General features: G+C 63.8%; 17 protein-coding genes. 11 read left to right on the forward strand and 6 right to left on the reverse strand.

What is annotated here, in order from left to right; genetic code table 11:
* Positions 1-88 precede the first annotated feature (88 nt).
* On the reverse strand, positions 89-802 hold the full coding sequence (locus ACVOLZ_RS19815) for an Hpt domain-containing response regulator (RefSeq protein ID WP_481517619.1): 714 nt from the start codon (positions 800-802) through the stop codon (positions 89-91).
* Between the two features lie 125 nt (positions 803-927).
* Between ACVOLZ_RS19815 and rlmD the strand changes: the two genes are divergently transcribed.
* The 9 genes from rlmD (at position 928) to ACVOLZ_RS19860 (ending at position 9,450) form a co-directional block, all read left to right on the forward strand.
* Positions 928-2,268 carry a 23S rRNA (uracil(1939)-C(5))-methyltransferase RlmD gene (gene rlmD / locus ACVOLZ_RS19820; RefSeq protein WP_481517620.1) on the forward strand — a complete coding sequence of 447 codons (1,341 nt, stop codon included), beginning with the start codon at positions 928-930 and terminating at the stop codon, positions 2,266-2,268.
* A gap of 4 nt (positions 2,269-2,272) precedes the next feature.
* Complete coding sequence (locus ACVOLZ_RS19825) at positions 2,273-2,758, forward strand: CYTH domain-containing protein (RefSeq protein ID WP_481517621.1); 486 nt, start codon at positions 2,273-2,275, stop codon at positions 2,756-2,758.
* Positions 2,759-2,946: 188 nt separating this feature from the next.
* Positions 2,947-3,642, forward strand: coding sequence for a DsbA family oxidoreductase (locus ACVOLZ_RS19830; protein WP_481517622.1), 696 nt, complete (start codon positions 2,947-2,949; stop codon positions 3,640-3,642).
* A gap of 79 nt (positions 3,643-3,721) precedes the next feature.
* The gene (gene nagZ, locus ACVOLZ_RS19835) at positions 3,722-4,729 is read left to right on the forward strand and encodes a beta-N-acetylhexosaminidase (protein ID WP_481517623.1); all 1,008 of its coding nucleotides are present in this window, start codon (positions 3,722-3,724) and stop codon (positions 4,727-4,729) included.
* Positions 4,729-5,280 carry a hypoxanthine-guanine phosphoribosyltransferase gene (locus ACVOLZ_RS19840; RefSeq protein ID WP_481517624.1) on the forward strand — a complete coding sequence of 184 codons (552 nt, stop codon included), beginning with the start codon at positions 4,729-4,731 and terminating at the stop codon, positions 5,278-5,280. The genes nagZ and ACVOLZ_RS19840 overlap by 1 nt, the downstream gene beginning before the upstream one ends.
* Positions 5,281-5,381: 101 nt before the next feature.
* Entirely contained in the window at positions 5,382-6,128 is a 747-nt protein-coding gene (locus tag ACVOLZ_RS19845; protein ID WP_481512636.1) for an S-methyl-5'-thioinosine phosphorylase, read from the forward strand.
* Between the two features lie 90 nt (positions 6,129-6,218).
* A complete protein-coding gene (gene cspE / locus ACVOLZ_RS19850; RefSeq protein WP_481512635.1) occupies positions 6,219-6,425 on the forward strand; it encodes a transcription antiterminator/RNA stability regulator CspE in 207 nt (68 codons plus the stop codon).
* A 77-nt stretch (positions 6,426-6,502) separates the two neighbouring features.
* A complete protein-coding gene (locus ACVOLZ_RS19855; RefSeq protein WP_481517625.1) occupies positions 6,503-7,741 on the forward strand; it encodes an FAD-dependent oxidoreductase in 1,239 nt (412 codons plus the stop codon).
* 62 nt (positions 7,742-7,803) lie between these two features.
* Positions 7,804-9,450, forward strand: coding sequence for an acyl-CoA dehydrogenase family protein (locus ACVOLZ_RS19860; protein ID WP_481517626.1), 1,647 nt, complete (start codon positions 7,804-7,806; stop codon positions 9,448-9,450).
* Positions 9,451-9,577: 127 nt separating this feature from the next.
* Here ACVOLZ_RS19860 and ACVOLZ_RS19865 read toward each other — a convergent pair whose 3' ends face one another.
* The 4 genes from ACVOLZ_RS19865 to ACVOLZ_RS19880 all read right to left on the reverse strand — a co-directional run bounded on the left by ACVOLZ_RS19865 (position 9,578) and on the right by ACVOLZ_RS19880 (position 13,776).
* Complete coding sequence (locus ACVOLZ_RS19865; protein ID WP_481517627.1) at positions 9,578-11,275, reverse strand: diguanylate cyclase; 1,698 nt, start codon at positions 11,273-11,275, stop codon at positions 9,578-9,580.
* Between the two features lie 164 nt (positions 11,276-11,439).
* Entirely contained in the window at positions 11,440-11,835 is a 396-nt protein-coding gene (locus tag ACVOLZ_RS19870) for a hypothetical protein (RefSeq protein ID WP_481517628.1), read from the reverse strand.
* Positions 11,836-12,137: 302 nt separating this feature from the next.
* Positions 12,138-12,479, reverse strand: a complete 342-nt coding sequence (locus ACVOLZ_RS19875; RefSeq protein ID WP_481508349.1) for a hypothetical protein — start codon at positions 12,477-12,479, stop codon at positions 12,138-12,140.
* A gap of 121 nt (positions 12,480-12,600) precedes the next feature.
* Complete coding sequence (locus tag ACVOLZ_RS19880; protein WP_481517629.1) at positions 12,601-13,776, reverse strand: thiolase family protein; 1,176 nt, start codon at positions 13,774-13,776, stop codon at positions 12,601-12,603.
* A gap of 192 nt (positions 13,777-13,968) precedes the next feature.
* On the opposite strand from ACVOLZ_RS19880, the gene ACVOLZ_RS19885 reads away from it, so the two are divergent.
* Positions 13,969-16,797 carry a S8 family serine peptidase gene (locus tag ACVOLZ_RS19885; protein ID WP_481517631.1) on the forward strand — a complete coding sequence of 943 codons (2,829 nt, stop codon included), beginning with the start codon at positions 13,969-13,971 and terminating at the stop codon, positions 16,795-16,797.
* A 78-nt stretch (positions 16,798-16,875) separates the two neighbouring features.
* Here ACVOLZ_RS19885 and ACVOLZ_RS19890 read toward each other — a convergent pair whose 3' ends face one another.
* The gene (locus tag ACVOLZ_RS19890; RefSeq protein ID WP_481508352.1) at positions 16,876-17,973 is read right to left on the reverse strand and encodes a Glu/Leu/Phe/Val family dehydrogenase; all 1,098 of its coding nucleotides are present in this window, start codon (positions 17,971-17,973) and stop codon (positions 16,876-16,878) included.
* 304 nt (positions 17,974-18,277) lie between these two features.
* On the opposite strand from ACVOLZ_RS19890, the gene ACVOLZ_RS19895 reads away from it, so the two are divergent.
* Positions 18,278-21,832 (forward strand): methylmalonyl-CoA mutase family protein, encoded by a 3,555-nt coding sequence (locus ACVOLZ_RS19895; RefSeq protein ID WP_481517630.1) that lies wholly within the window; start codon positions 18,278-18,280, stop codon positions 21,830-21,832.
* Positions 21,833-22,076: the final 244 nt, after the last annotated feature.

A 22,076-nucleotide genomic window follows, 5' to 3' on the forward strand; every position in this document is an offset into this window, starting at 1 on the left:
GGTTGTTTTTGTGTCGGGCGCGTGCGTGGGGGGTTTTTGGTTCTCGGGTTTTTTTTTGGGGCCTGGGGGGGCCCGCCACTACATCTGATCAGCGCAGCAGGGCGCTGACGGCGCTGCCGAATTGTTGCCGTGCCTGCATCGATGCCGGATCGTGATTCAGCTGACGCACTGCAACCGCCAAGCGCGAGGCGCCAACAAAACCACAGCTGGCCTGCAGCTTGTGCAGCTGTGCATGCAAGGCCTTGTCGTCATGTTCTTCAAGTGCATGACTGACCGCATCGCGGGTGCCGGGCAACTCGGACAGGAACAGTTCGCGCAGTGCACGTACATGTGCCTGCTGCCCGTTCAAGGCATTCATTGCGGCGGATTCGTCCCAATCCAGAGCAGCCTCGGCAACGTTGCCATCGGCTTTTGCTGTGGACTTGCTCAGCGCACGGCGCACAATTTTGAGCAGCGCATCGCGACTGATCGGTTTGACCAAGGTTTCGTGGAAACCGGCCTGTTGCAGCGTCGTCTGCACTTCCTGGCTGGTATCTGCGGTATGCGCCAGGGCAATGGTGTGCGGATGGCGTTCACGCAGGCTACGTAGCAGGTTGGCGCCGTTGCCGTCAGGCAGGTTCACATCGAGCAACCACAGGTCGTAGGTTCCACTCTGTGCCAAGCGCAGCGCACTGGCGCATGATTCGGCGATATCAACCTTGGCCGGTAGCGATTCCAGTACAAACTGGAAGAAGCCCTGGCTGGTCATGTCGTCCTCGACCAACAACAGGCGCGGCAGGTTTCCTTGGTGATGCGTATTCATCTGCTGCCTCCATGTCAGCTACACCCCGCATATTAGCGATGGCGCGGCGATCTGCAAGCCATCGGGGGTGTTCATGTTAAGCATCTGCGACAATGGCCGCCCTTTTGCCCGCAGCCTGTTGCCACGTGGCCCGATCCAGATCCCCCCGCATAGACAAGACCCCGTTCCAGACCGACATCCTCGACCTGAGCCATGACGGCCGTGGCGTTGCTCGCCGCGAAGGCGAGGGTGGCAAGGTCACCTTCATCAGCGGTGCGTTGCCGCAGGAAACGGTGATGGCTGAGCAGACCGGCAAAAGCCGTCATTTCGATGAGGCCAAGACGGTCGAAGTGCTCAAGGCCTCGCCGCACCGCGTCGAGCCGCGCTGCCCGCATTTCGGCGTCTGCGCCGGTTGTGTGTTGCAGCATCTGGAAGAGTCGCAGCAGATCGTGGCCAAGCAGCAGGTGCTGACCGACAACCTGACTCGCATCGGTCACGTCAGCCCGGGCGAGGTGTTGCCGGCGCTGGTGGGTGACAGCTGGGGCTATCGCCGCAAGGGCCGCTTCTCGGTGCGCCGCGTCGAGAAGAAGGACAAAACGCTGGTTGGTTTCCGCGAGCTGGATCCGCGCTTTGTCGCCGATCTGTCGCAGTGCCTGACGGTGATTCCGGAGATCGGCAGCAAGGTGGGCGTGCTGTCCACCTTCATCGAGACGCTGGACGGCAAGCGCGACATCCCGCAGATCGAATTCATCGCTGGTGATGCGGCCATCGCCCTGACCGTGCGCCATCTGCAGCCGCTCAGTGATGCTGACAAGCAGGCGTGGATCGCATTCGGCCAAGAGCACGGCTTTGCCATCTACCTGCAGTCCGGCGGCCTGCATACCGTGGCGCCGCTGTGGCCGGCCGAAGGCGTTGCACTGTCGTTTGCGCTGCCGCAGTGGGATGTGGAGCTGGCGTTCCGTCCGCTGGACTTCATCCAGGTCAACGCCAAGCTCAACCAGCAGATGATCGCGCATGCGTTGACCTTGCTGGATCCGCAGCCAGATGAGCGGGTGCTCGACCTGTTCTGTGGCCTGGGCAACTTCACCCTGCCGCTGGCGCGCAGCGTGCGCGAAGTGGTTGGCGTGGAAGGCGAGGCCGGGCTGGTCGCGCGCGCCAAGGAAAACGCCGAGCGCAACGGTCTGGCCAACGCCGAGTTCTACGCCGCCGATCTGACCCTGGATCAAAGCGAAGCGCCGTGGATGAAGCAGGGCTTTGACAAGCTGCTGCTCGACCCGCCGCGTTCGGGTGCGATCGATGTGCTCAAGCAGTTGCCGCTGGACCAGTTCAAACGCATCGTCTACGTCAGCTGCCATCCGGGTTCGCTGGCGCGCGACGCCGGTTACCTGGTCAACGAGCGCGGCTTCACCCTGGTATCCGCCGGTGCGATGGATATGTTCCCGCACACCGCGCACGTGGAAAGCATTGCCGTCTTCGAGAAGAGGTAAGCGGGTGGGTATCGAGATCGAGCGCAAGTTCCTCGTCACCAGCGATGACTGGCGTGCCGCTGCGCACGCCGTCATCCCGATGGCACAGGGCTATATCAACGATACGGCGTCGATGGACAGTGGAGCGCAGAAGGCCTCGGTGCGGGTGCGTATCCAGGGCGACGAAGCCTACCTGAACATCAAGTCACGCGAGCTCGGCCATACCCGCCAGGAGTTCGAGTACCCGGTGCCGGTGAACGAGGCGCGTGAGCTGCTGGCGCTGTGTGTTGGCGGCCTGATCGACAAGCGCCGGCACCTGGTCCAGCACGGCGGGCTGCTGTGGGAAGTGGATGAATTCCTCGGCGACAACGCCGGGCTGGTGGTGGCTGAAGTGGAACTGGAGAGCGCCGACCAGGTGTTCGCCAGGCCCGACTGGGCCGGTGCCGAAGTCACCGACGAATTGCGTTATTACAATCTGGCCTTGGCATCAAGGCCTTACAGCCAGTGGTGAGTGTCTGTAGTGCCGAGCCATGCTCGGCAGAGGCATTACCGGTAAAGCTTCAGCCCCGCATGGCTCGGCACGACATTCGGCATTGTTGGTATATCCCCGGCCCAGCATGGCTCGGCACTACAGTTGGCATTATTGGTAAGGCCCTTGCCGAGCATGGCTCGGCACTACATTGGATATTAGGAACCCTCATGCGTATCGATATCTGGTCCGACGTGGTCTGCCCCTGGTGCTGGATCGGCAAGCACCGTTTCCAGCGCGGTCTTGAGCTGCTGGGCGGCGACGTGCCCGATATCGAGGTGCGCTGGCATCCGTTCCTGCTTGATCCGGATGCGGACACCACGCCGGTTCCGTTGCTGGAGGCCTACGCGGCCAAGTTCGGCGGTGCCGAACGCACCAAGCAGATGCTGGCGCAGACCCAGGGCACCGCCCAGGCCGAAGGCCTGCCGATGGACTTCGGCAAGGGCCAGGTCAAGGTCAGCACCGTGCTGGCGCACCGGTTGATGTGGCTGGCCGGTCAGTACGGGGTGCAGGAGCAGGTCGGTGAGGCGCTGTTCCGTGCACACTTCGCCGAAGGCCGCAACCTGGCCGATCCACAGGTGCTGATTGCTGCCGCGGCGGCGGGTGAGATCCCGGCCGAGCGTGTGCAGGCGATGCTGGCTTCTGACGAGGGTCTTGCCCAGGTCCAGGCCGGGATTGGTCAGGCACAGGCGCTGGGCATCCAGTCGGTGCCGACCTTCGTCATCAACGGCCAGTATGCAGTGCAGGGCGGCCAGCCGGCAGAAGTGTTTGCCGACGTATTGCGGAAGATCGCCGCCGAGCAGGCGCCGCAAGGCGCTGCCAGCCCGGATGAACAGGCCTGCGGCCCGGACGGTTGCAGCGTCTGAACGCTGGCTCTGACGCGGCGGGCGCCATCTGCGACAATATTCCGCTACGCCGCAGTCTGCGGTGGATTGGAGTCCTTGCATGCTTTTGATCGGCGTCGCCGGCACCGAACTCACTGCCCAGGAGCGTGACTGGCTGCAGCACGACGCCGTGGCCGGGGTCGTGCTGTTCAAGCGCAACTTCGCTTCGCGGGCGCAGGTGGTAGAGCTGACCGCTGCGATTCGCGCCGCCACTGCGCGTCCGCTGCTGATCAGCGTGGACCAGGAAGGAGGGCGTGTGCAGCGGTTCCGCGAGGGCTATGCCGATCTGCCGCCGCTGCAAGGCTTCGGCAAGCTGTATGCGAGCGACCCGGACGGCGCCCTGGCCCTGGCCGAGCAGCACGCCTGGCTGATGGCCAGTGAAATCCGCGCCAGCGGCCTGGATCTGAGCTTCGCGCCGGTGGTGGACGTTGGCCATGGCAACCTGGCCATTGGTAACCGTGCCTTTGGCGAGGACCCGCAGGTTGTCGCTGCCTTGACCGCTGCCTATGTGCGCGGCATGCATTCGGTTGGCATGGCCGCCACGCTCAAGCATTTCCCCGGGCATGGCACGGTCCGTGAGGACACCCATGTGGACACTGCGGTTGATTCGCGGCCCCTGGCGGAAATTGAAGCGCACGACCTGATACCGTTCCGGGCCGGCATCGCCGCTGGCGCCGATGCGGTGATGATGGCGCACGTCATCTATCCGCAGGTGGCGCCGGAACCGGCAGGCTACTCGCCGCGCTGGATCAACCAGATCCTGCGTGAGCAGATGGGCTTCCGGGGCGTGGTGTTCTCCGACGATATCGGCATGGCGGCCTCGTTCGCTGCCGGTGGGGTCAAGGCCCGCGTCGACGCGCACCTGGATGCCGGCTGCGACGTGGTGCTGGTCTGCCACCCGGAGTTGGTCGAAGAATCACTGCAGGCCGTGACCGGCCGCAGCTTGAATACCGCCGCCCTGTTGAGCCTGATCGGCCGCGGGGCGATGGGCTGGGGCGGCCTGCTGGCCGATGTCCGCCATACTGATACCCGTAATCATCTGTTTGAAAACCTTGGAAGAACCGCCTGATGTCCAAACTCACTCTTGAACAAGCCGTGGCCCAGGCCGACCTGCTGGTCGACCGTCCCACCATCGACACCGCCATCGCCGGCATCGCCGACGCCATCGCGCGTGACTACAAGGGCGAAGTGCCGGTGTTCATCTCGATCATGAACGGTGCGCTGCCGTTCGCCGGCCAACTGGCATTGGAACTGGGCGCGCGCGGTCAGGACGCGCAGTTCGACTATATGCAGGCTTCGCGCTACCACGGCGAGACCGGCGGCGAGCTGGTCTGGAAGCACCGCCCGGTGTCGGCCTTGTTCGGCCGCCGGGTGATTCTGGTCGACGACATCCTGGACGAAGGCTTCACCCTGCAGGGCGTGCGCGAATGGTGCCTGGAGCAGGGCGCAACCGACGTGCGCATCGCCGTGCTGACGGTGAAGAAGCACGACCGCTGCCTGCCAGGCGTCAAGGCTGACTATGCCGGCATCGACCTGCCGGACCGCTTCGTGTTCGGCTTCGGCATGGACGTCAACGAATCGCTGCGTTCGCTGCCGGCCATCTACGCAATGAAGCAGTAATACCGGCGGCCGATGCTTGCCATCGGCTTTCGGTCTGATCGCGGCTGGGCCACGCCAAGGGCGTGGCTTGCGCGTGCCCAACGAGAACATCAGGAATGAGCATGGAACCTATCGCCCTGGCCGTTATTGGCGGCACCGGCGTGTACAAGCTGGCCGCGCTGGACGATGTCCAGACCCACGAGGTGGAAACCGCCTACGGCGCCCCTTCCGGTCCGGTCCGGGTTGGCCTGTTGAACGGCCAGCGCGTGGCGTTTCTGGCCCGGCATGGCGAAGGCCATTCGATCCCGCCGCACAAGATCAACTACCGTGCCAACCTCGCCGCGCTCAAGCAGCTCGGCGCAACCCGGGTGCTGGCCTTGAACACGGTGGGCGGCATTGGTGAGGACTTCGGCCCGCGCGTACTGGCCTGCCCGGACCAGCTGATCGACTACACCTGGGGTCGGATTTCCACGCTCAGCGAGGAAGAAGGCAGCGAGGTCCTGCACGTCGATTTCGGCCATCCCTACACCCCGTCGTTCCGCGCCAAGGTGCTGGCGGCGGCCAAGGCCAAGGGCGTGGCGATGCAGGATGGCGGCTGCTACGGGGCCACCCAGGGCCCGCGCCTGGAAACCAATGCCGAAATTGCCCGGATGCGCCGTGATGGCTGCGACCTGGTCGGCATGACCGGCATGCCCGAGGCCGGGCTGGCGCGCGAATTGGGGCTGGAATATGCCTGTCTGGCGATTGTCGCCAATTGGGCGGCTGGCTGCGGCGACGCCGCGGAGATCACCATGGCCGAGGTTTTGGCCAATGTGGAGGCAGCTTCGTCCGGTTTGCCGACTTTGGTGGGTGAATTGGCCCGGGGGTGATTGTCATCCCGGCTTAAGGTTTGCATACTCCGCCAGTGCGCTTCATTCAGCGTGCATCAATCCATTCATCGAACAAGGTCTCGCATCACCATGCCGAACGGTACCGTCAAGTGGTTCAACGACGCCAAGGGATTTGGCTTCATCTCACCGGAGGACGGCAGCGCCGATGTCTTCGCGCACTTCTCTGCGATCAATTCCAAGGGCTTCCGCAGCCTGCAGGAAGGCCAGCGCGTCAGCTATGACGTGACCCAGGGTCCGAAGGGTGCCCAGGCTTCGAACATCATGCCGGTCGAGTGATCGACCCGCATGTGCGGAAAAACCCCGCCTAGGCGGGGTTTTTTTTTAGGGATGCGGTCGCCCAGGGAGGGACTGTAATGAGCAAGACATTGGATATCGCCATCGTTGGCTACGGCACGGCCGGGCAGGCGCTGGCGGTGCTGTTGTCGCGCGACGGGCACCGAGTGCAGGTGTTCGAGCAGGCCGCAACGCCGGGCCCGGTAGGTGCGGGCTTCCTGCTGCAGCCCAGTGGTTTGCAGGCGCTGTGGCAGATGCAGCTGATGCCGCAGGTGCTGGAGCACGGCGCGGTGGTGCGCCGCCTGTATGGCGAGACCCCATGCGGCCGCGCGGTAATGGACATGACCTATGCCGGGCTGGATGCGCGCCTGTGTGGCGTGGGCATGCAGCGCGGGGCGCTGTTCTCGCTGCTGGATGCCGCCTGGGATGCCGGCCCAGCGCTGCATGTGGACAGCCGCATCAGTGCAATCGACGAATCCTTGCAGTGCGTGCAGGACCAGCACGGGCGCTGGCATGGGCCGTTTGATCTGGTGATCGCCACCGACGGCTCCGGCTCCGGCCTGCGTGCGCAGGTGCAGGGCACCAAGCTGGATCGCGTTTACCCCTGGGGGGCGCTGTGGTGCCTGCTGCCGCGCGGCGATTGGCAGCATGGGGACGAGCTGCGCCAACGCTATGTGGCCGCGCGCAAGATGATTGGCTTGTTGCCGGTGGGCAGTCGCCCGGGCGACAGCGAGCAACGCCTGAGCTTCTTCTGGAGCCTGCCACGCGATGGTTTCCAAGCCTGGGAGCGTGACGGGCTGGAGCCGTGGCTGGATGAGATCGCCACGCTGTGGCCGGAAGCGCGCGAACGCCTGGCCGGGGTGACAGCGCAGGCGCAGCTGGCCCGCGCCAGCTACCGCGATGCGGTGATGCAGCGCTGGTACCGCGGGCGTCTGGTATTGGCCGGTGATGCCGCACACTCGATGAGCCCGCAGCTGGGGCAGGGCGTCAACATGGCGCTGATGGATGCGATGGCGCTGCGCGATGCCTTGCGTGCCGAGCAGAACATTGATGCAGCGTTGGCGCGCTACCAGCAGCAGCGCAAGGCGCATGTATGGCTGTACCAGTTCTGGAGCCGCTGGCTGACGCCGATCTTCCAATCCGATCACGATTGGATCGCAAACAGCAGGGACCTGCTGTTCAAGCCAATGGGGCGCATGCCCGGCGGACGCGGTCATATGCTGCGTGTGCTCAGTGGCACCCAGCACGGCCTGTTTGGCAAGCTGGCGCTGCAGGATGAATTCATCGCTGCGTTGGCTGAAGTCGCGCAGAAGCGCTGAGCAACGCGCGGGCGGCGCGTGCTTGCGGCAGAATCAAGGGCGGTCCTCCCCGAGTCGCCGCCATGCTGCCGCAGCCGCCTCCGTTCGAAACCCACGTCGTCGATAACCAGCCGCCGCCGTTTGCCGAGCGCGATCTTTGGCAGGACGATCTGGCCTTGCAGCAGTGCGTGCAACGCGAGGGCGCTGAGTCCTTTGCGGGCGCCTTGCAGCACTACGGTGTGTTGGCCGGTGGCGAGCTGTACCGGATTGGCTTTGATGCCAACAGACAGCGGCCGCTGCTGCGCACCCACGACGCACACGGCAACCGCATCGATACCGTTGATTTCCATCCGGCCTACCATCGGCTCATGGCCACGGCGAAGACCCGTGGCGTGGCCGGGTTGTCCTGGCGTTCGGCGCAGCCCGGCGCACATGTGGCGCGTGCGGCGCTGAGCTATCTGCATCACCAGGCCGAAGCCGGCACCAGTTGCCCGCTGACCATGACCCACGCCGCAGTGCCGGTGTTGCGCCAGGAGCCTGCGCTGGCCGAATGGGCCAACAAGGCGGCGGCACCGTTCTACGACGCACGCGACCTGCCGATCGGCGACAAGCCGGGCATCACCGTCGGCATGGGCATGACCGAGAAGCAGGGCGGCTCCGATGTGCGTAGCAACACGACCATGGCGACACCTTTGGCGGGCGAGGGCGAGTACAGCCTGGTTGGGCACAAGTGGTTTTTCTCCGCGCCGATGTCCGATGGCTGGCTGGTGTTGGCGCAGGCACCCGGTGGACTGAGCTGCTTCTTGATGCCGCGTCGGCTGGCCTGCGGGCGGCGCAACAACTTCCATCTGATGCGTTTGAAGGACAAGCTCGGTGACTGGGCCAATGCTTCCAGCGAAGTGGAGTTCTGTGGTGCCTGGGCGCGTCGCGTTGGCAAAGAGGGGCGCGGCGTAGCGACCATCATCGAGATGGTGATGCTGACCCGGCTGGATTGCATGCTGGGCTCGGCCGCGCAGATGCGCATGGCCTTGGCGCAGGCGCTGCATCATGCCCGCCACCGGCGTAGCTTCGGCAAACCGCTGGTCGAGCAGCCGTTGATGGCCAATGTGTTGAGCGATCTGGCAATCGAGTCGGAAGCGGCGACCACCTTGGCGATGCGTGTTGCGCGTGCTGTGGATGGCGCGCCGCGTGATCCACATGAAGCTGCATTCGCACGTATCGGCACTGCCATCGGCAAGTTCTGGATATGCAAGCGCGCACCAGTTTTCGTCAACGAAGCGCAGGAATGCCTGGGCGGCGCCGGCTATGTGGAAGAGTCGATGCTGCCGCGCTTGTACCGGCAGGCGCCGCTGAACTCGATCTGGGAAGGTAGCGGCAACGTGCAATGCCTGGACGTGCTGCGTGCCTTGCAGCGCGAACCGGAAACGCGTGTGGCTTTGCTGGCCGAGCTGCAGCAGGTCGCGGGCCGCAACGATGCCTACGACAACGCGTTGCAGCTGCTATTGGAACGGCTGCAAGGGGCTGAGTTGGTGCAGGCCGATGCGCGCACGCTGGTTGCCGATATCGCGGTGTTGTTGCAGGCGGCAATGCTGCTGCGCGCGGACAGTCCATTGGCGCAGGCCTTTGCAGACTCGCGGCTGCGCCAATCGCAGCCGGTGTATGGATTGCTGTCGGCAGATACACCGTTCGCGGACATACTGGCTCGCGCCTTGCCGGTAGGAGCGGCGTAAGCCGCGAAGCCAGTAGCAAGGCAAACACCATCAAAACCCGCAATCAGCCATTCTGCAGTTGCCGGCGCACCAGCAGCTTCGACCTCTATCGGTTTCGCGGCTTACGCCGCTCCTACCGCTGCTCGCTTCAACCTGCGCCGTCCAGCGAGGCATCAAATCGCAGGACCTGATTGCGGCCGCTGCGCTTGGCCCGGTACAGCGCGGCATCGGCCTTGCGCAGCAGGGTGAGGCCAGCCACGCCATCAACCGGGTAAGTCGCCACGCCCAGCGAGATGGTGATCGGCGGCAGCGTCTTGCCGGAGAACGGCACGCTCATCTGCGACAGGGCAATACGCAGTTCCTCGGCTTGACGCAGGGCATTGCTGCTGTCCGACTCGGGCAGGATCACGGTGAACTCTTCGCCGCCATAGCGGCAGGCGATGTCCTCGCCGCGCAGGCGCGAACCCAGTAGCTGGCCGATGGCCGCCAGCAAGGCATCGCCGCCGCCGTGACCGTGGGTGTCGTTGAACTGCTTGAAGTGATCCACATCCAGCATGATCACCGACAGCGGGAAGTCGCGGCGGCCGCAGCGGGCGATTTCGCGGGTCAGTGATTCTTCCAGATAGCGGCGGTTGTACAGCCCGGTCAGTGGGTCGCGGATCGACTGCAGGCGCAGTGACTCGCGCAGGCGCAGATTGCTCAGCGCAAGCGACAACTGTTCCACCGCCGATTCGGCGATGTTCAAGCGCGGCAGCGGGCCGGGGCCAGCACCGGAAAGAAACAGAAAACCAATCTGCACGCCTTGGGCCGACATCGGGATGCAGGCAGTGGCCACACTTTGACCGTGTTCTGGTCGGCTGATATGCGGACAGCTGGCATCGCGCAGCAGGTCATCGATCACATGCGGTTGCCCGCGCCGTATCGCCCAGCAATCGCTGGGCGGCAGGAACGCGCTGGTTTCCACCAGCGGCTTGCCCCAGCTGACGATGTTCTCGACACGGTCATTGGAGGCGCGCAGCAGATAGACCGAGCCGGCGACGTTTGGCATCAATGCTTCCAGCGTACGCGCGCTGATTTCCAGGGCTTCTTCCGGGTTTGCACAGCTTTGCAGCAGGCCGGTATAACGGCCCAAGGTCTGCAGGTCAGCGCTGGAACGTTCAATCTGCTCCAGGTTGCCCGCCAGTTGCTGGCTGGCGCTGGCCGCGCGCTTCTCGGCGCGGGTGCGGCGGCGCAGCTCGGACAAGAGGATGCCGTAGACCGATGCGACCACGGCCAGGCCAAAGGGGATGCCGGCAAAGGCGAGCCCCAGCAGCAGGTCGGCGCTGCGGCGCGAGCTGGCGGCGCGGTCCACCAATCGTTCGTGTTCTTCCTCGACCATGGTTCGCACCTGTTCGCGGATCGCGCTGGTGGTGCGGAATGCGCTCTGGTTGATTGCCGCGCGTGCGGCGTCCAAGCCTTGTCCGTCATAGATATCGACGACATGCTGGATCTGCTGCAGGCGCCGGTTCACCAGCTCGTTGAGCTCGAGCGCGTTGTGTGCCTGATCGGGGTTGTCGGGGACCGACTTGGACAGGTTGCTCAGCAGCAACGGCAGCCGTTCCACGCTTACCTGGTAGTCCAGCAGATAGGCCTGGCTGCCGGTCAGCAGATAGCCGCGCTCGGCCGACTCGGCATCGAGCACCATCGACTGGATCTCATCAATCCGGCTGATGACTTCGTGGGTATGGGCGACCAGCCGTGCATCGGCGATGAACCTGCGCGCGCCGACGAATACACCGACGCCAATGGCGACGAACACCAACGCCGAAAATATCAGCGCGAATTTACTGCCCGTGTGTTTCCGCATCCGGCCCTTGACTGCATGATCGAGGTGATACGCACGTGCTGCCTGCGCGCGCGTGATCACATGCCTTCCCGGATGTGGTGTGCATCCGGCCCCCTTTGGCATCACGCATCCAGCGCGAGCGTCACGCAGCTGTCATCGGCATGACAGCTGCGTGGCGAAGTCTATCAATGCTTGGCGGCGTCTGCTTTTTCGCGCGCTTGCTTGGCTGCATCGTGGGCGTGGTCGGCAACTTTTTGCGCCGCGTTGGCGGTAGCGGCGCTGGCATCGGCAGCGGCGTCCTTGGCCGCGACGGAGGCATCGTCGGCAGCCTTGGCGGTGGCGTCGGCCGCATTGTCCAATGCCTGCTGCGATTCGGCGGCGGCGTTGCGGGTTGCTGCCGCAGCCTGGTCGGCGGCATCGCGGGTTGCGTCGGCAGCGGATTCGGCTGCGTTCTTGGCTGCTTCGGCGGCATGGTCTGCAGCAGCGGCTGCGTCCTGCTTGGCCTGCTCGGCGTTACGGTCATTACAGCCAGCCAAAGCCAGCACCAGGCCTGCGGCCAGTACGGGGACAAACAGCTTCATTGCACTCTCCTGGGTTGGACCAATGTGGTCACCCTAGAGGCTGACGTATTCAGATCACGTCAAGACCAGACGACGCGGTTAAGCAATGCAGCAGCTATGCGGCGACAGGGCAGTGCACCAGTCCGCACATGCTGATCGCTGCTAGCAGCTGACTGCTCAGTGTGTTGTGCGTGCACGTAGGCGAGGCGACACGCCGCGGCGCGTTTGCAGTTGTTTCTGGCACTGCCGCAGCAAACCCGGCCCATAAGAAAAGCCGCTGGCGAACCAGCGGCTTTTCAAGACAAGCTTGGAAGCAGAAGTTATTACTTCTTGGCTTCTTCAGCAGCGTCCTTGGCCTGTGCAGCAACGTCTTCAGCAGCCTTGGCAGCGTCGGTAGCGGTGGCAGCAGCAGCGTCGGTGGTGGCAGCAGCAGCGTCGGTAGCAGCCTGGCCAGCAGCGTCAGCAGCGGTGGCGGCGGTGTCAGCAGCAGCCTGGGCAGCGTCAGCGGTAGCAGCGCCAGCGGTGGCAGCAGCGTCAGCAGCGCCCTGGGCTTCGGTTGCAGCGGTGTCAGCGGCAGCGGCGGCGTCAGCAGCCTGCTCCTGCTTCGAGCAGGCGGTCAGGGCCAGACCCAGGGTCATTGCGATCAGCAGCTTGTTGATGCTCATTTGTGAATCCTCGTCGTGAAATTAGGCAACGCGCCATTGCGCGCCGGGAACATGATGACAAGCCCATTTCGACTGTCAAGCGGTCCCGCATTCAGGTTTTGAATTATCTGAAATTTTCCAATCAAATCAATTCAATGGCGATGGCGGTTGCTTCGCCGCCGCCGATGCAAAGCGACGCAACGCCACGCTTGAGGCCGCGCGTGCGCAATGCATTTACCAGCGTAACCACCAAGCGGGCACCGGACGCACCGATGGGATGACCCAATGCGCAGGCACCGCCATTGACGTTGATCTTGGCATGCGGGATGCCCAGCTCACGGATCGGTGCCATCGCAACCACGGCGAAGGCTTCGTTGATCTCGAACAGATCGACGTCGGCGATGCTCCAGCCGGCCTTTTCAAGGACCTTGCTGATCGCGCCGATCGGCGCGGTGGTGAACCATTCCGGTTCCTGCGAGTGGGTAGCATGCGCGGCAATGCGGGCCAGCGGCTGCACGCCACGCTTGGCGGCGTCATCCGCCGACAGCAGCACCAGCGCTGCGGCGCCGTCGGAAATACTGGAGGAACTAGCGGCGGTGACGCTGCCGTCCTTCTTGAAGGCCGGGCGCAGGGTCGGGATCTTGCTGACGTCCGACTTGCCCGGCTGCTCGTCCTGGCTGAACTCAACGTCGCCCTTGCGGGTGGCAACCGTGACCGCAACGATTTCATCGTTGAACGCACCGTTGGCCTGTGCGGCCTGCGCGCGGGTCACCGATTCAATCGCGTACGCGTCCTGCTCTTCGCGGGTGAAGCCGAACTTGGCCACGGTGGCTTCGGCGAACACGCCCATGGACTGGCCGTCATAGGGATTGGTAAGGCCGTCCCACGCCATGTGGTCCACTGCCTGGAAATTGCCGTAGCGGTTGCCGGTACGCGAGTTGGGCAGCATGTGCGGGGCGTTGGACATGGACTCCATGCCGCCGGCAACCACGATGCTGGCCGAGCCGGCCTTGATCAGGTCGTGGCCGAGCATGATGGCTTTCATGCCCGAGCCGCAGACCTTGTTGAGGGTGGTGGCACCGGTGCTGGTCGGCAGGCCGGCGGCGAGCGCGGCCTGGCGGGCGGGCGCCTGGCCAAGGTTGGCCGGCAGCACGCAGCCCATGATGACCTCGGACACGTCCGCGGCGGGGATGCCGGACTGCGCGATGGCGGCGCTGATGGCAGTGGCACCCAGGGTCGGGGTGGGGACGCCGTTGAACTGGCCAAGGAAGGAGCCAATGGCGGTACGCTTGGCGGCGGCGATGACGATGTCAGACATGAGCAATCTCGGTTATACCTTGCGGCAATTATCGAAGGTCTGCGGGATCTGGCACATTGGACCAACGGCACATCCCCACAGGCAGTGGATTGTCGTTGCAGTATAGAAGGTAGCCGGAGTGCTACCGGGATCAGGTAATACCTGAATTGGTGAATCATCCACGGGAAGGGGAACAAGGGAATGAATAGTTTAATGGTGAGCAGCAATCTGGCGCGCGGCGCGCTGGCCAGTTCATTGGCGCTGGCATTGGCTGCCTGCGGTAGCGGTAGCGGCGCAAAATCAGACCCGCCGCCGGTGACGCCACCGCCCACCACGACTCCGCCTGTAACCCCGCAGCCAGCGTTTGACGCGCATCTGGCATTGACCAACACGCAGGCCGCGCACGCCATGGGCCTGACCGGTGCCGGCTACCGTATCGGCGTGATCGACTCCGGGGTGATGCGCAATCACCCGGCGTTGGCCGGACGGGTGCTGGCCAACCACAACTACCTCAACCCCGCACAGAACAATCTGTCGGTGGATGACGTGGTCGGGCATGGCACCACTGTCGCCCAGCTTGCCGCAGGTGCGCCCACTGGACAGTGGCCGGGTGGCGTCGCGCCGGGTGCGCAGATCCTGTCCGCGCGCATCATTGCCGATAAATCGCCAACCGATGATGGTTCTGGCAATGGCAATGAAGTGACCGGTGCGCTAGGCATGGCCGCGATCCATGCCGACCTGATCCGCGATGGCATGCGCATCATGAACAACTCCTGGGGCGGCCTGTACTGGACCCGGCCGAACGTAACGGCGGAAATTGCCAACGAGTACCGTCCTTTCATCAACAACAATGATGGGCTGGTGGTGTTTGCCACCGGCAACGAATCCAAGCCCAATCCTTCCGACATGGCCGCGTTGCCGAGCAAGGCTGGTAACCCTGGCAGCTATCCGGCCGCCGACCTGGAACGTGGCTGGTTGGCAGTGGCGGCCTTGGATACGGCCAAGCCGACGGCTTTGGCGTCTTATTCCAACGCCTGCGGCGTCGCCAAGAATTACTGTCTGGTGGCACCGGGAACAGCGATGTTCCTGGGACAGAACAGCACGGCCAATAATCTGTCGTACTACTACGGCAGCGGCACCTCGTATGCGGCGCCCTTGGTGTCGGGCGCGGCGGCGCTGGTATGGCAGGCGTTCCCGTACTTCAACAACGATCTGGTCCGGCAGACCCTGTTGGGGACTGCGACCGACCTGGGTGATCCCGGTCCGGATGCCGTGTTCGGCTATGGCCTGCTCAATGTCGGCAAGGCGGTGAAGGGGCCGGGCAAGGCTGATTGGGGTGACATCAAGGTCAATGTGAGTCAGCTCGGGCTCAATTCGGTATGGAGCAATCCGATCAGCGGTGCCGGCGGCCTGGTGAAATCCGGCAGCGGATCGTTGGGCTTGTCGGCTGCCAACACCTATGCCGGTGCCACCCGTATCCAGCAGGGCACGCTTGCGCTGCGTGACGGTGGCTCAATCCGTTCGAATGTCAGCATCGATGCGCAGTCCAACCCTTCGGCTGCTGCGCTGCAGTTCATGGGGGGCACCACGCGGGTGGTGGGCAACGTGGACAATGGTGCCAGCGTGATCGTGCTCAGCAACGAGGGTTCGGCAACGATTGAGGGCAACTACGTGCAGCGGCCTGGTGCGCAGCTGATGGTTGCGCTCGGTTCCAATGCCTTGCAGGTCACAGGAACGGCGGGCCTGGATGGTGGGGTGGTGGTGAATGGCGCGGTCGCTGGCTACGTGCCACAGGATGGTCGCCGTCAGGACCTGCTGCATGCCGGCGGCGGTATCAGCGGGCAATTCGCAACCCCGGCCACTGGCAGCACCGGTGTTACCTTGCTGCAGACCCAGTACGGTTATGACGCCAACAACGCTTGGCTGCAATTGGACCGGGTGAGCGTCACGGCGGCGGCAAGCGCCGCCAGCGTTGGTTTGCGCGCGATGTCGGCGGCGCAGCGGGTGGAGCAGGCGTTCGAACTGCTGGATTCCGATGATGGCCTGCAGACCACGGCGTTCGGCGCAGCGGCGGCGTCGGTGCAGGGTGTGGGTGGCGGCTTTGCCGGCCTGGCCCAGAGTCTGGAGAGTCTCTCCGGGCAAGCCCATGCCACCGCCACCGCGATGACCTTCGACAGCATCGATATGAACCGGCGTGCGCTGTCCAGCCAGTTCGCCGAGGGCGGTGCGCGGTCGGCAGTCAACGGTGTTTGGATGCGCAGCCTTGGTGGCGGCGGGCAGGGCGGTTACCTGGGCAGTGACTACAGCGTCGGCGGTTGGATGATGGGCGGCGAAACCGCGTTGTCAGGCAATGCCGTGCTGGGCTTCGCGTTCGGCGAAACCCGTGCCAATACCAGTGGTGGCGTAGCCCAGGATCGCAGTCGCGACCGCCAGACCCAGTCGCAGCTCTATGCCGGTTGGCAGCGCGGTGATGCCTATGTGCTGGGCCAGGCTGGATTCGGCCAGTACCAGCGCGAGCTTGATCGGGGCCTGTTACTGGGCTCCGAGCGTGCCGGAGTGCATGCGCGTTACAGCGGCAACTTCCTGTCCAGCAGCGTCGAGGCCGGTTATCTGCTCGGCCGTGGCAAGGTGCAGCTGACGCCGTATGTGGGGGCGGATTACACACGTATCGACGGTGGCGCTTTCAACGAGCAGGGCGGCTACGGCTTCGGCCTGCGCGCCGATGACTGGAGCAGCAGCCGGGTGCAGGCCTTGGCTGGCCTGCGCGGCCAGTACCTGTGGAAGCGGGTGGCATTCAATGGTTATGCCGAATGGCAGCAGGCGCTCGGCAACAGTGGCCTGAGCCTGGATGCCAGCTTCGTCGGGGTGGATGCCTGGGCGCCGATCGCCGGCCTGCAGCCGTCGCGTTCGGGCGGCTTGTTTGGGCTGTCGGTGGACTCGTGGCTGGCCCGTAATACGCGCCTGTCACTGGGCTATGACCAGCGCTTCGGCCCGCGCGGCGATAACCGGCAGGTGTCGCTGCGTCTGCAGCAGGCGTTCTGATCTGGCTGCGGTTCTGGGCTGCTGAAAAGCAGAAGGCGGGCGAGATGATCGCCCGCCTTCTGTGTTTTCGGGTGTGGCTTACTCGCCGCGCAGGCGGTTCATGCGCGGGGTTGCGCGGCCCATCGGCATCTTCAGCTTGCCGATCGCTTCCAGTCGGCTTTCGGCGATGCGGTCGGCCGCACGCTGCGGCGAGACGTCATCGCGCTCGGACTGGTCGAAGATCTTGCCGAGGTTGTGATAGATGCTGCGGATCAGGCGCATCGCGCGCTCGCGGTTGTAGCCGTCGATCTCCAGCGATACGTTCATCACGCCGCCGGCATTGACAGCATAGTCCGGTGCCCACAGCACGCCGCGCTTGTACAGCTCATCGCCCACGGCATGGCTGGCCAGCTGGTTGTTGGCGGTGCCGCAGATGACCTTGGCCTTGAGCCGCTCCAGCGTGCTCATGTCGATGGCACCTTCCATCGCGCAGGGCGCGAACACGTCGGCGGCGACGTCGTAGATGGCATCGGGCTTGACCGCTTCGCAGCCGTATTCAGTAACGGCCTTCTGCACCAGTACCGGGTCCAGGTCGGTGACGTAGAGCTTGGCGCCGCGCTCGCGCAGCAGCTTCACCAGCTCCATGCCGATATGGCCCAGACCCTGCACGGCGATGCTGAGCTTCCCGATTTCCTCATGGCCGAATTTGCGTTTGACCGAGGCCATCAGCGCCTGCAGCGCACCGTAGGCGGTAAACGGAGCCGGATCACCGGAGCCGCCATGGACCTGGTGCACGCCGGTGACAAAGCCGGTTTCCAGATAGATGTTTTCCATGTCGTTGACGTCGGTACCAACGTCCTCGGCGGTGATGTAGCGGCCGGCCAGTGCTTCGACCTGACGACCGAAGGCGCGGAACAGCACTTCGCTCTTGGCGGTCTTGGGGTCGCCGATGATCACCGCCTTGCCGCCGCCCACGTTCAGCCCGGCCAGGGCGTTCTTGTAGGTCATGGTGCGGCTCAGGCGCAGGACATCGCGCAGCGCGTCATCGGTGTTGGCGTAGGGGCGCATGCGCACGCCGCCCAAGGCTGGGCCGAGGGTAGTGTTGTGGATGGCGATGATCGCCTTCAGGCCGGCGTCGCGGTTCTGGCAGAACACGACCTGCTCATGGCCGGAAGTCTCGAGGGTTTCGAAAAGCATGCAAGCTCCGATGGCGTATCTGCCACAACGTCAGTGATCGTGTAGCCAAATGGCTGGCCGGAAAACAAAAAATGCGACTTCGTCGGGGGCAGTGACGGGTCGCGGATGCGTCATTCTAATCCATTCTCGCTAGGGGAATGTTCAGGCTGGGCTACCTGTGTTGGCACCCCACTTTGCCGGAAACGGCGGCCCGCGTGCCCATCGATAGCGCAAACCGGCAAAAGGTCACGCTGCGCTGCAACCTGACCTGCGCGGGCAGCGGTTCTATCATCGGTTGCAATAGAAACCGGATGTTGCACGGCCCATGAGTACCCCCGCCTCCCAGCTCCCGCAGGCGCAGCCTGAAACCACCCCGCTGCGCTTCGTCACCGCCGCCAGTCTGTTCGATGGCCACGATGCGGCGATCAACATCATGCGCCGCCTGATCCAGGCACAGGGCGCGGAGGTGATCCACCTCGGGCACAACCGCAGCGTGGAAGACGTGGTGCGCGCCGCACTGCAGGAAGACGCCGACGCCATCGCGCTGTCGTCCTACCAGGGCGGGCACGTGGAGTACTTCAAGTACATGGTCGACATGCTGCGCGAACGGGGCGCAGGCCATATCAAGGTATTCGGCGGCGGTGGCGGCACCATCACCCCGGAGGAAATCCGCGAGCTGCAGGCCTATGGCGTGGAGCGCATCTATCACCCCAATGACGGCATGAAGATGGGGCTGGTGGAGATGATCGAGGATGTGGTTCAGCGCGCTGGTAGCGCGCGGGAATCGAGAGTCGAGAATGGGGAATGGGAGGCTGCACGCTCACCCGAAATCAATGATGAAATTGGTATTGGGCGCATGCTTAGCGCGTTTGAAAACGGCGCATTCACTGAGATTGAGCTGGAAAGGCTTCGTAAACAGTGGGCCAAGGCGGATACCGATTCCCCATTCCCCATTCCCCATTCTCGGCGTGCTCCCGTCATCGGCATTACCGGCACCGGTGGCGCCGGCAAGTCGTCGGTCACCGATGAACTGCTCAACCGCTTCCTGGCCAGCTTCCCGCAGATGCGCATCGCGGTGATCTCGGTCGACCCGACCCGCCGTCGTACTGGCGGTGCGCTGCTGGGCGACCGCATCCGCATGAACTCGCTGCGTTCCAAGCGCGTTTACATGCGCTCGATGGCGACCCGTCGCCAGCATGCGGCGATCAATACCGTGCTGCGCGATTGCATCGGTTTCCTGAAGTCGCTGCACTTTGATCTGGTGATCGTCGAGACCGCCGGTATCGGCCAGAGCGATTCGGAGATCGTCGATCTGGTCGACTTCCCGATGTACGTGATGACCAGCGACTTCGGCGCGCCAAGCCAGCTTGAAAAGATCGACATGCTCGATTACGCCGAGCTGGTGGTGCTGAACAAGTTCGACAAGCGCGGTGCCGAAGACGCGCTGCGCGATGTGCGCAAGCAATGGAAGCGCAACCGCGTCGCCTTCACCATGAAGGACGAGGATGTGCCGGTGTATCCGACCATTGCCAGCCAGTTCAATGATCCGGGCATCAGTTGGATGTTCGCGAACCTGTGCCGCCTGCTGCGCGAGAAGGCGAAGGCTGATGCTGGCCTGCAGCCTCAGATCGACACCACGTTGAAGGAGCCCCGGGCGACGGTGCTGATCCCGGGTGCGCGCGTGCGTTACCTGGCCGAGATCGCCGAGCAGGGCCGCGGCATCAATGCCCGTATCGAGTCGCAGGCGGAGGTTGCCGAGCGTGCGCAGAGTCTTTGGCAGGCGCTGAAGGAGCTGGCTGATGCAGCGCAGCCGGGAGCGTTGGATCTGTACGCAGGCGATGCGCTCACCGATGCAGGCGTCGACAACAGCATCCGCACCTTGCGCCAGCGCTACAACGACGCGGTGCAGTCGCTGGATTCGGACGCGCTGCGACTGCTGCGTGAATGGCCAGCACGGCTGAAGTCGATCACCGACCCGGTCAACGAGTACCAGGTGCGCGGCAAGACCATCCGCGTCGAGAACTACCGCGAATCGCTCAGTCACCAGCAGATCCCGAAGATCGCTGCGCCCACCTATCGCAGCTGGGGTGAACTACTGGTATTCCTGCAGAAGGAAAACCTGCCCGGTTCCTATCCCTATACCGGTGGCGTCTATCCGTACCGCCGCAGCGGCGAAGACCCGATCCGCATGTTTGCCGGCGAAGGCACGCCGGAACGTACCAACCGCCGCTTCCACTATCTGAGTGTTGGCCAGCCGGCCGCGCGCCTGTCCACCGCCTTCGACAGCGTCACCCTGTACGGCGAAGATCCGGCACCGCGTCCGGATATCTACGGCAAGATCGGCAATTCCGGCGTCAACATTCCCACGCTGGACGACATGAAGAAGCTGTATTCCGGCTTCGACCTGTGTGCGCCGACCACCTCGGTGTCGATGACCATCAATGGCCCGGCGCCGATGATCCTGGCGATGTTCATGAACACCGCCATCGACCAGCAGATCGAGAAATACCTGCAGGAAGATGCCGCGCGCTGGGTCGAAGCGGAACAGAAGATCGCGGAGATATTCGAAGGCCGCAGCCGCCCGCAGTATCACGGTGACTTGCCGCCAACCAACAATGGCCTCGGTTTGGCGCTGCTTGGCGTTACCGGTGACCAGTTGGTGGACGCCGAGACCTATGCGCGGATCAAGGCAGAAACCCTGTCCACCGTGCGTGGCACGGTGCAGGCCGACATCCTCAAGGAAGACCAGGCGCAGAACACCTGCATCTTCTCCACCGAGTTCGCGCTGCGGATGATGGGTGATATCCAGCAGTACTTTGTCGATCACAAGGTGCGTAATTTCTACTCGGTGTCGATCTCCGGCTATCACATCGCCGAGGCCGGTGCGAACCCGATCAGCCAGTTGGCTTTCACCCTGTCCAATGGCTTCACCATCGTCGAGTACTACCTGGCGCGTGGCATGAAGATCGATGACTTCGCGCCCAACCTGTCGTTCTTTTTCTCGAACGGCATGGACCCGGAGTACACGGTGATTGGCCGCGTCGCGCGGCGTATCTGGGCGCGTGCGATGCGTGAGCGTTACGGCGCCAACGAGCGCTCGCAGATGATGAAGTACCACATCCAGACCTCGGGCCGTTCGCTGCACGCGCAGGAGATTCAGTTCAACGACATCCGCACCACGCTGCAGGCGTTGTACGCGTTGTTCGACAACTGCAACAGCTTGCACACCAACGCCTATGACGAGGCAATCACCACGCCGACCGAGGAAAGCGTGCGCCGCGCGGTGGCGATCCAGATGATCATCAACAAGGAGCTGGGGCTGAATTTCTGCGAGAACCCGTGGCAGGGCAGCTTCATCGTCGACAAGCTCACCGATATCGTCGAAGAGGCGGTGTATAAGGAATTCGAGGCGATCAGCGAGCGTGGCGGTGTGCTTGGCGCGATGGACACCATGTACCAGCGCGGCAAGATCCAGGAAGAGTCGCTGTACTACGAGCACAAGAAACACGACGGCAGTTTGCCGCTGGTCGGCGTCAATATGTTCCTGCCCAAGGAGCATGCCGGCGAAGTGGCGACCGAGATCGAACTGATCCGTTCGACCGAAGAAGAAAAGGGCCAGCAGATCGAGAACGTGCACACCTGGCAGCGCAACCGCAATGCACTGGCCCCGGCGGGTGAGACCTCGCATGCGCATGAGATCGAAGGCGCAGCGACGGATGACGAAGCGCACGATGGTCACGGCCTGGGCTATCTGCAGAAGACCGCGCGTGATCGTCGCAACGTCTTTGAAGCGCTGATCGAAGCAGTGAAGACCCACAGCCTCGGCCAGATCAGCCACGCCCTGTACGACGTAGGCGGCGAGTACCGTCGCAATATGTAAATAGTGCCGAGTCAAGCTTGGCAAGGGTTTTCATGTAGTGCCGAGCCACGCTCGGCAGGGGGCTTTCCAAGCAACCCCTCACCTGTAGTGCCGAGCCATGCTCGGCAGGGGGCTTTCCAAGCACTCCCTCACATGTAGTGGGGGGGGGGGGCGGGGGGGCTCGGAGGAGGGGAGTATAAACCACCAGCGCGCCCACGTCGAGCGGTGCAGAAGGACAAAGGGCGGCACGTAGGGGGAAGGCCGC

It is taken from the genome of Stenotrophomonas sp. STEN020 (assembly GCF_056760195.1).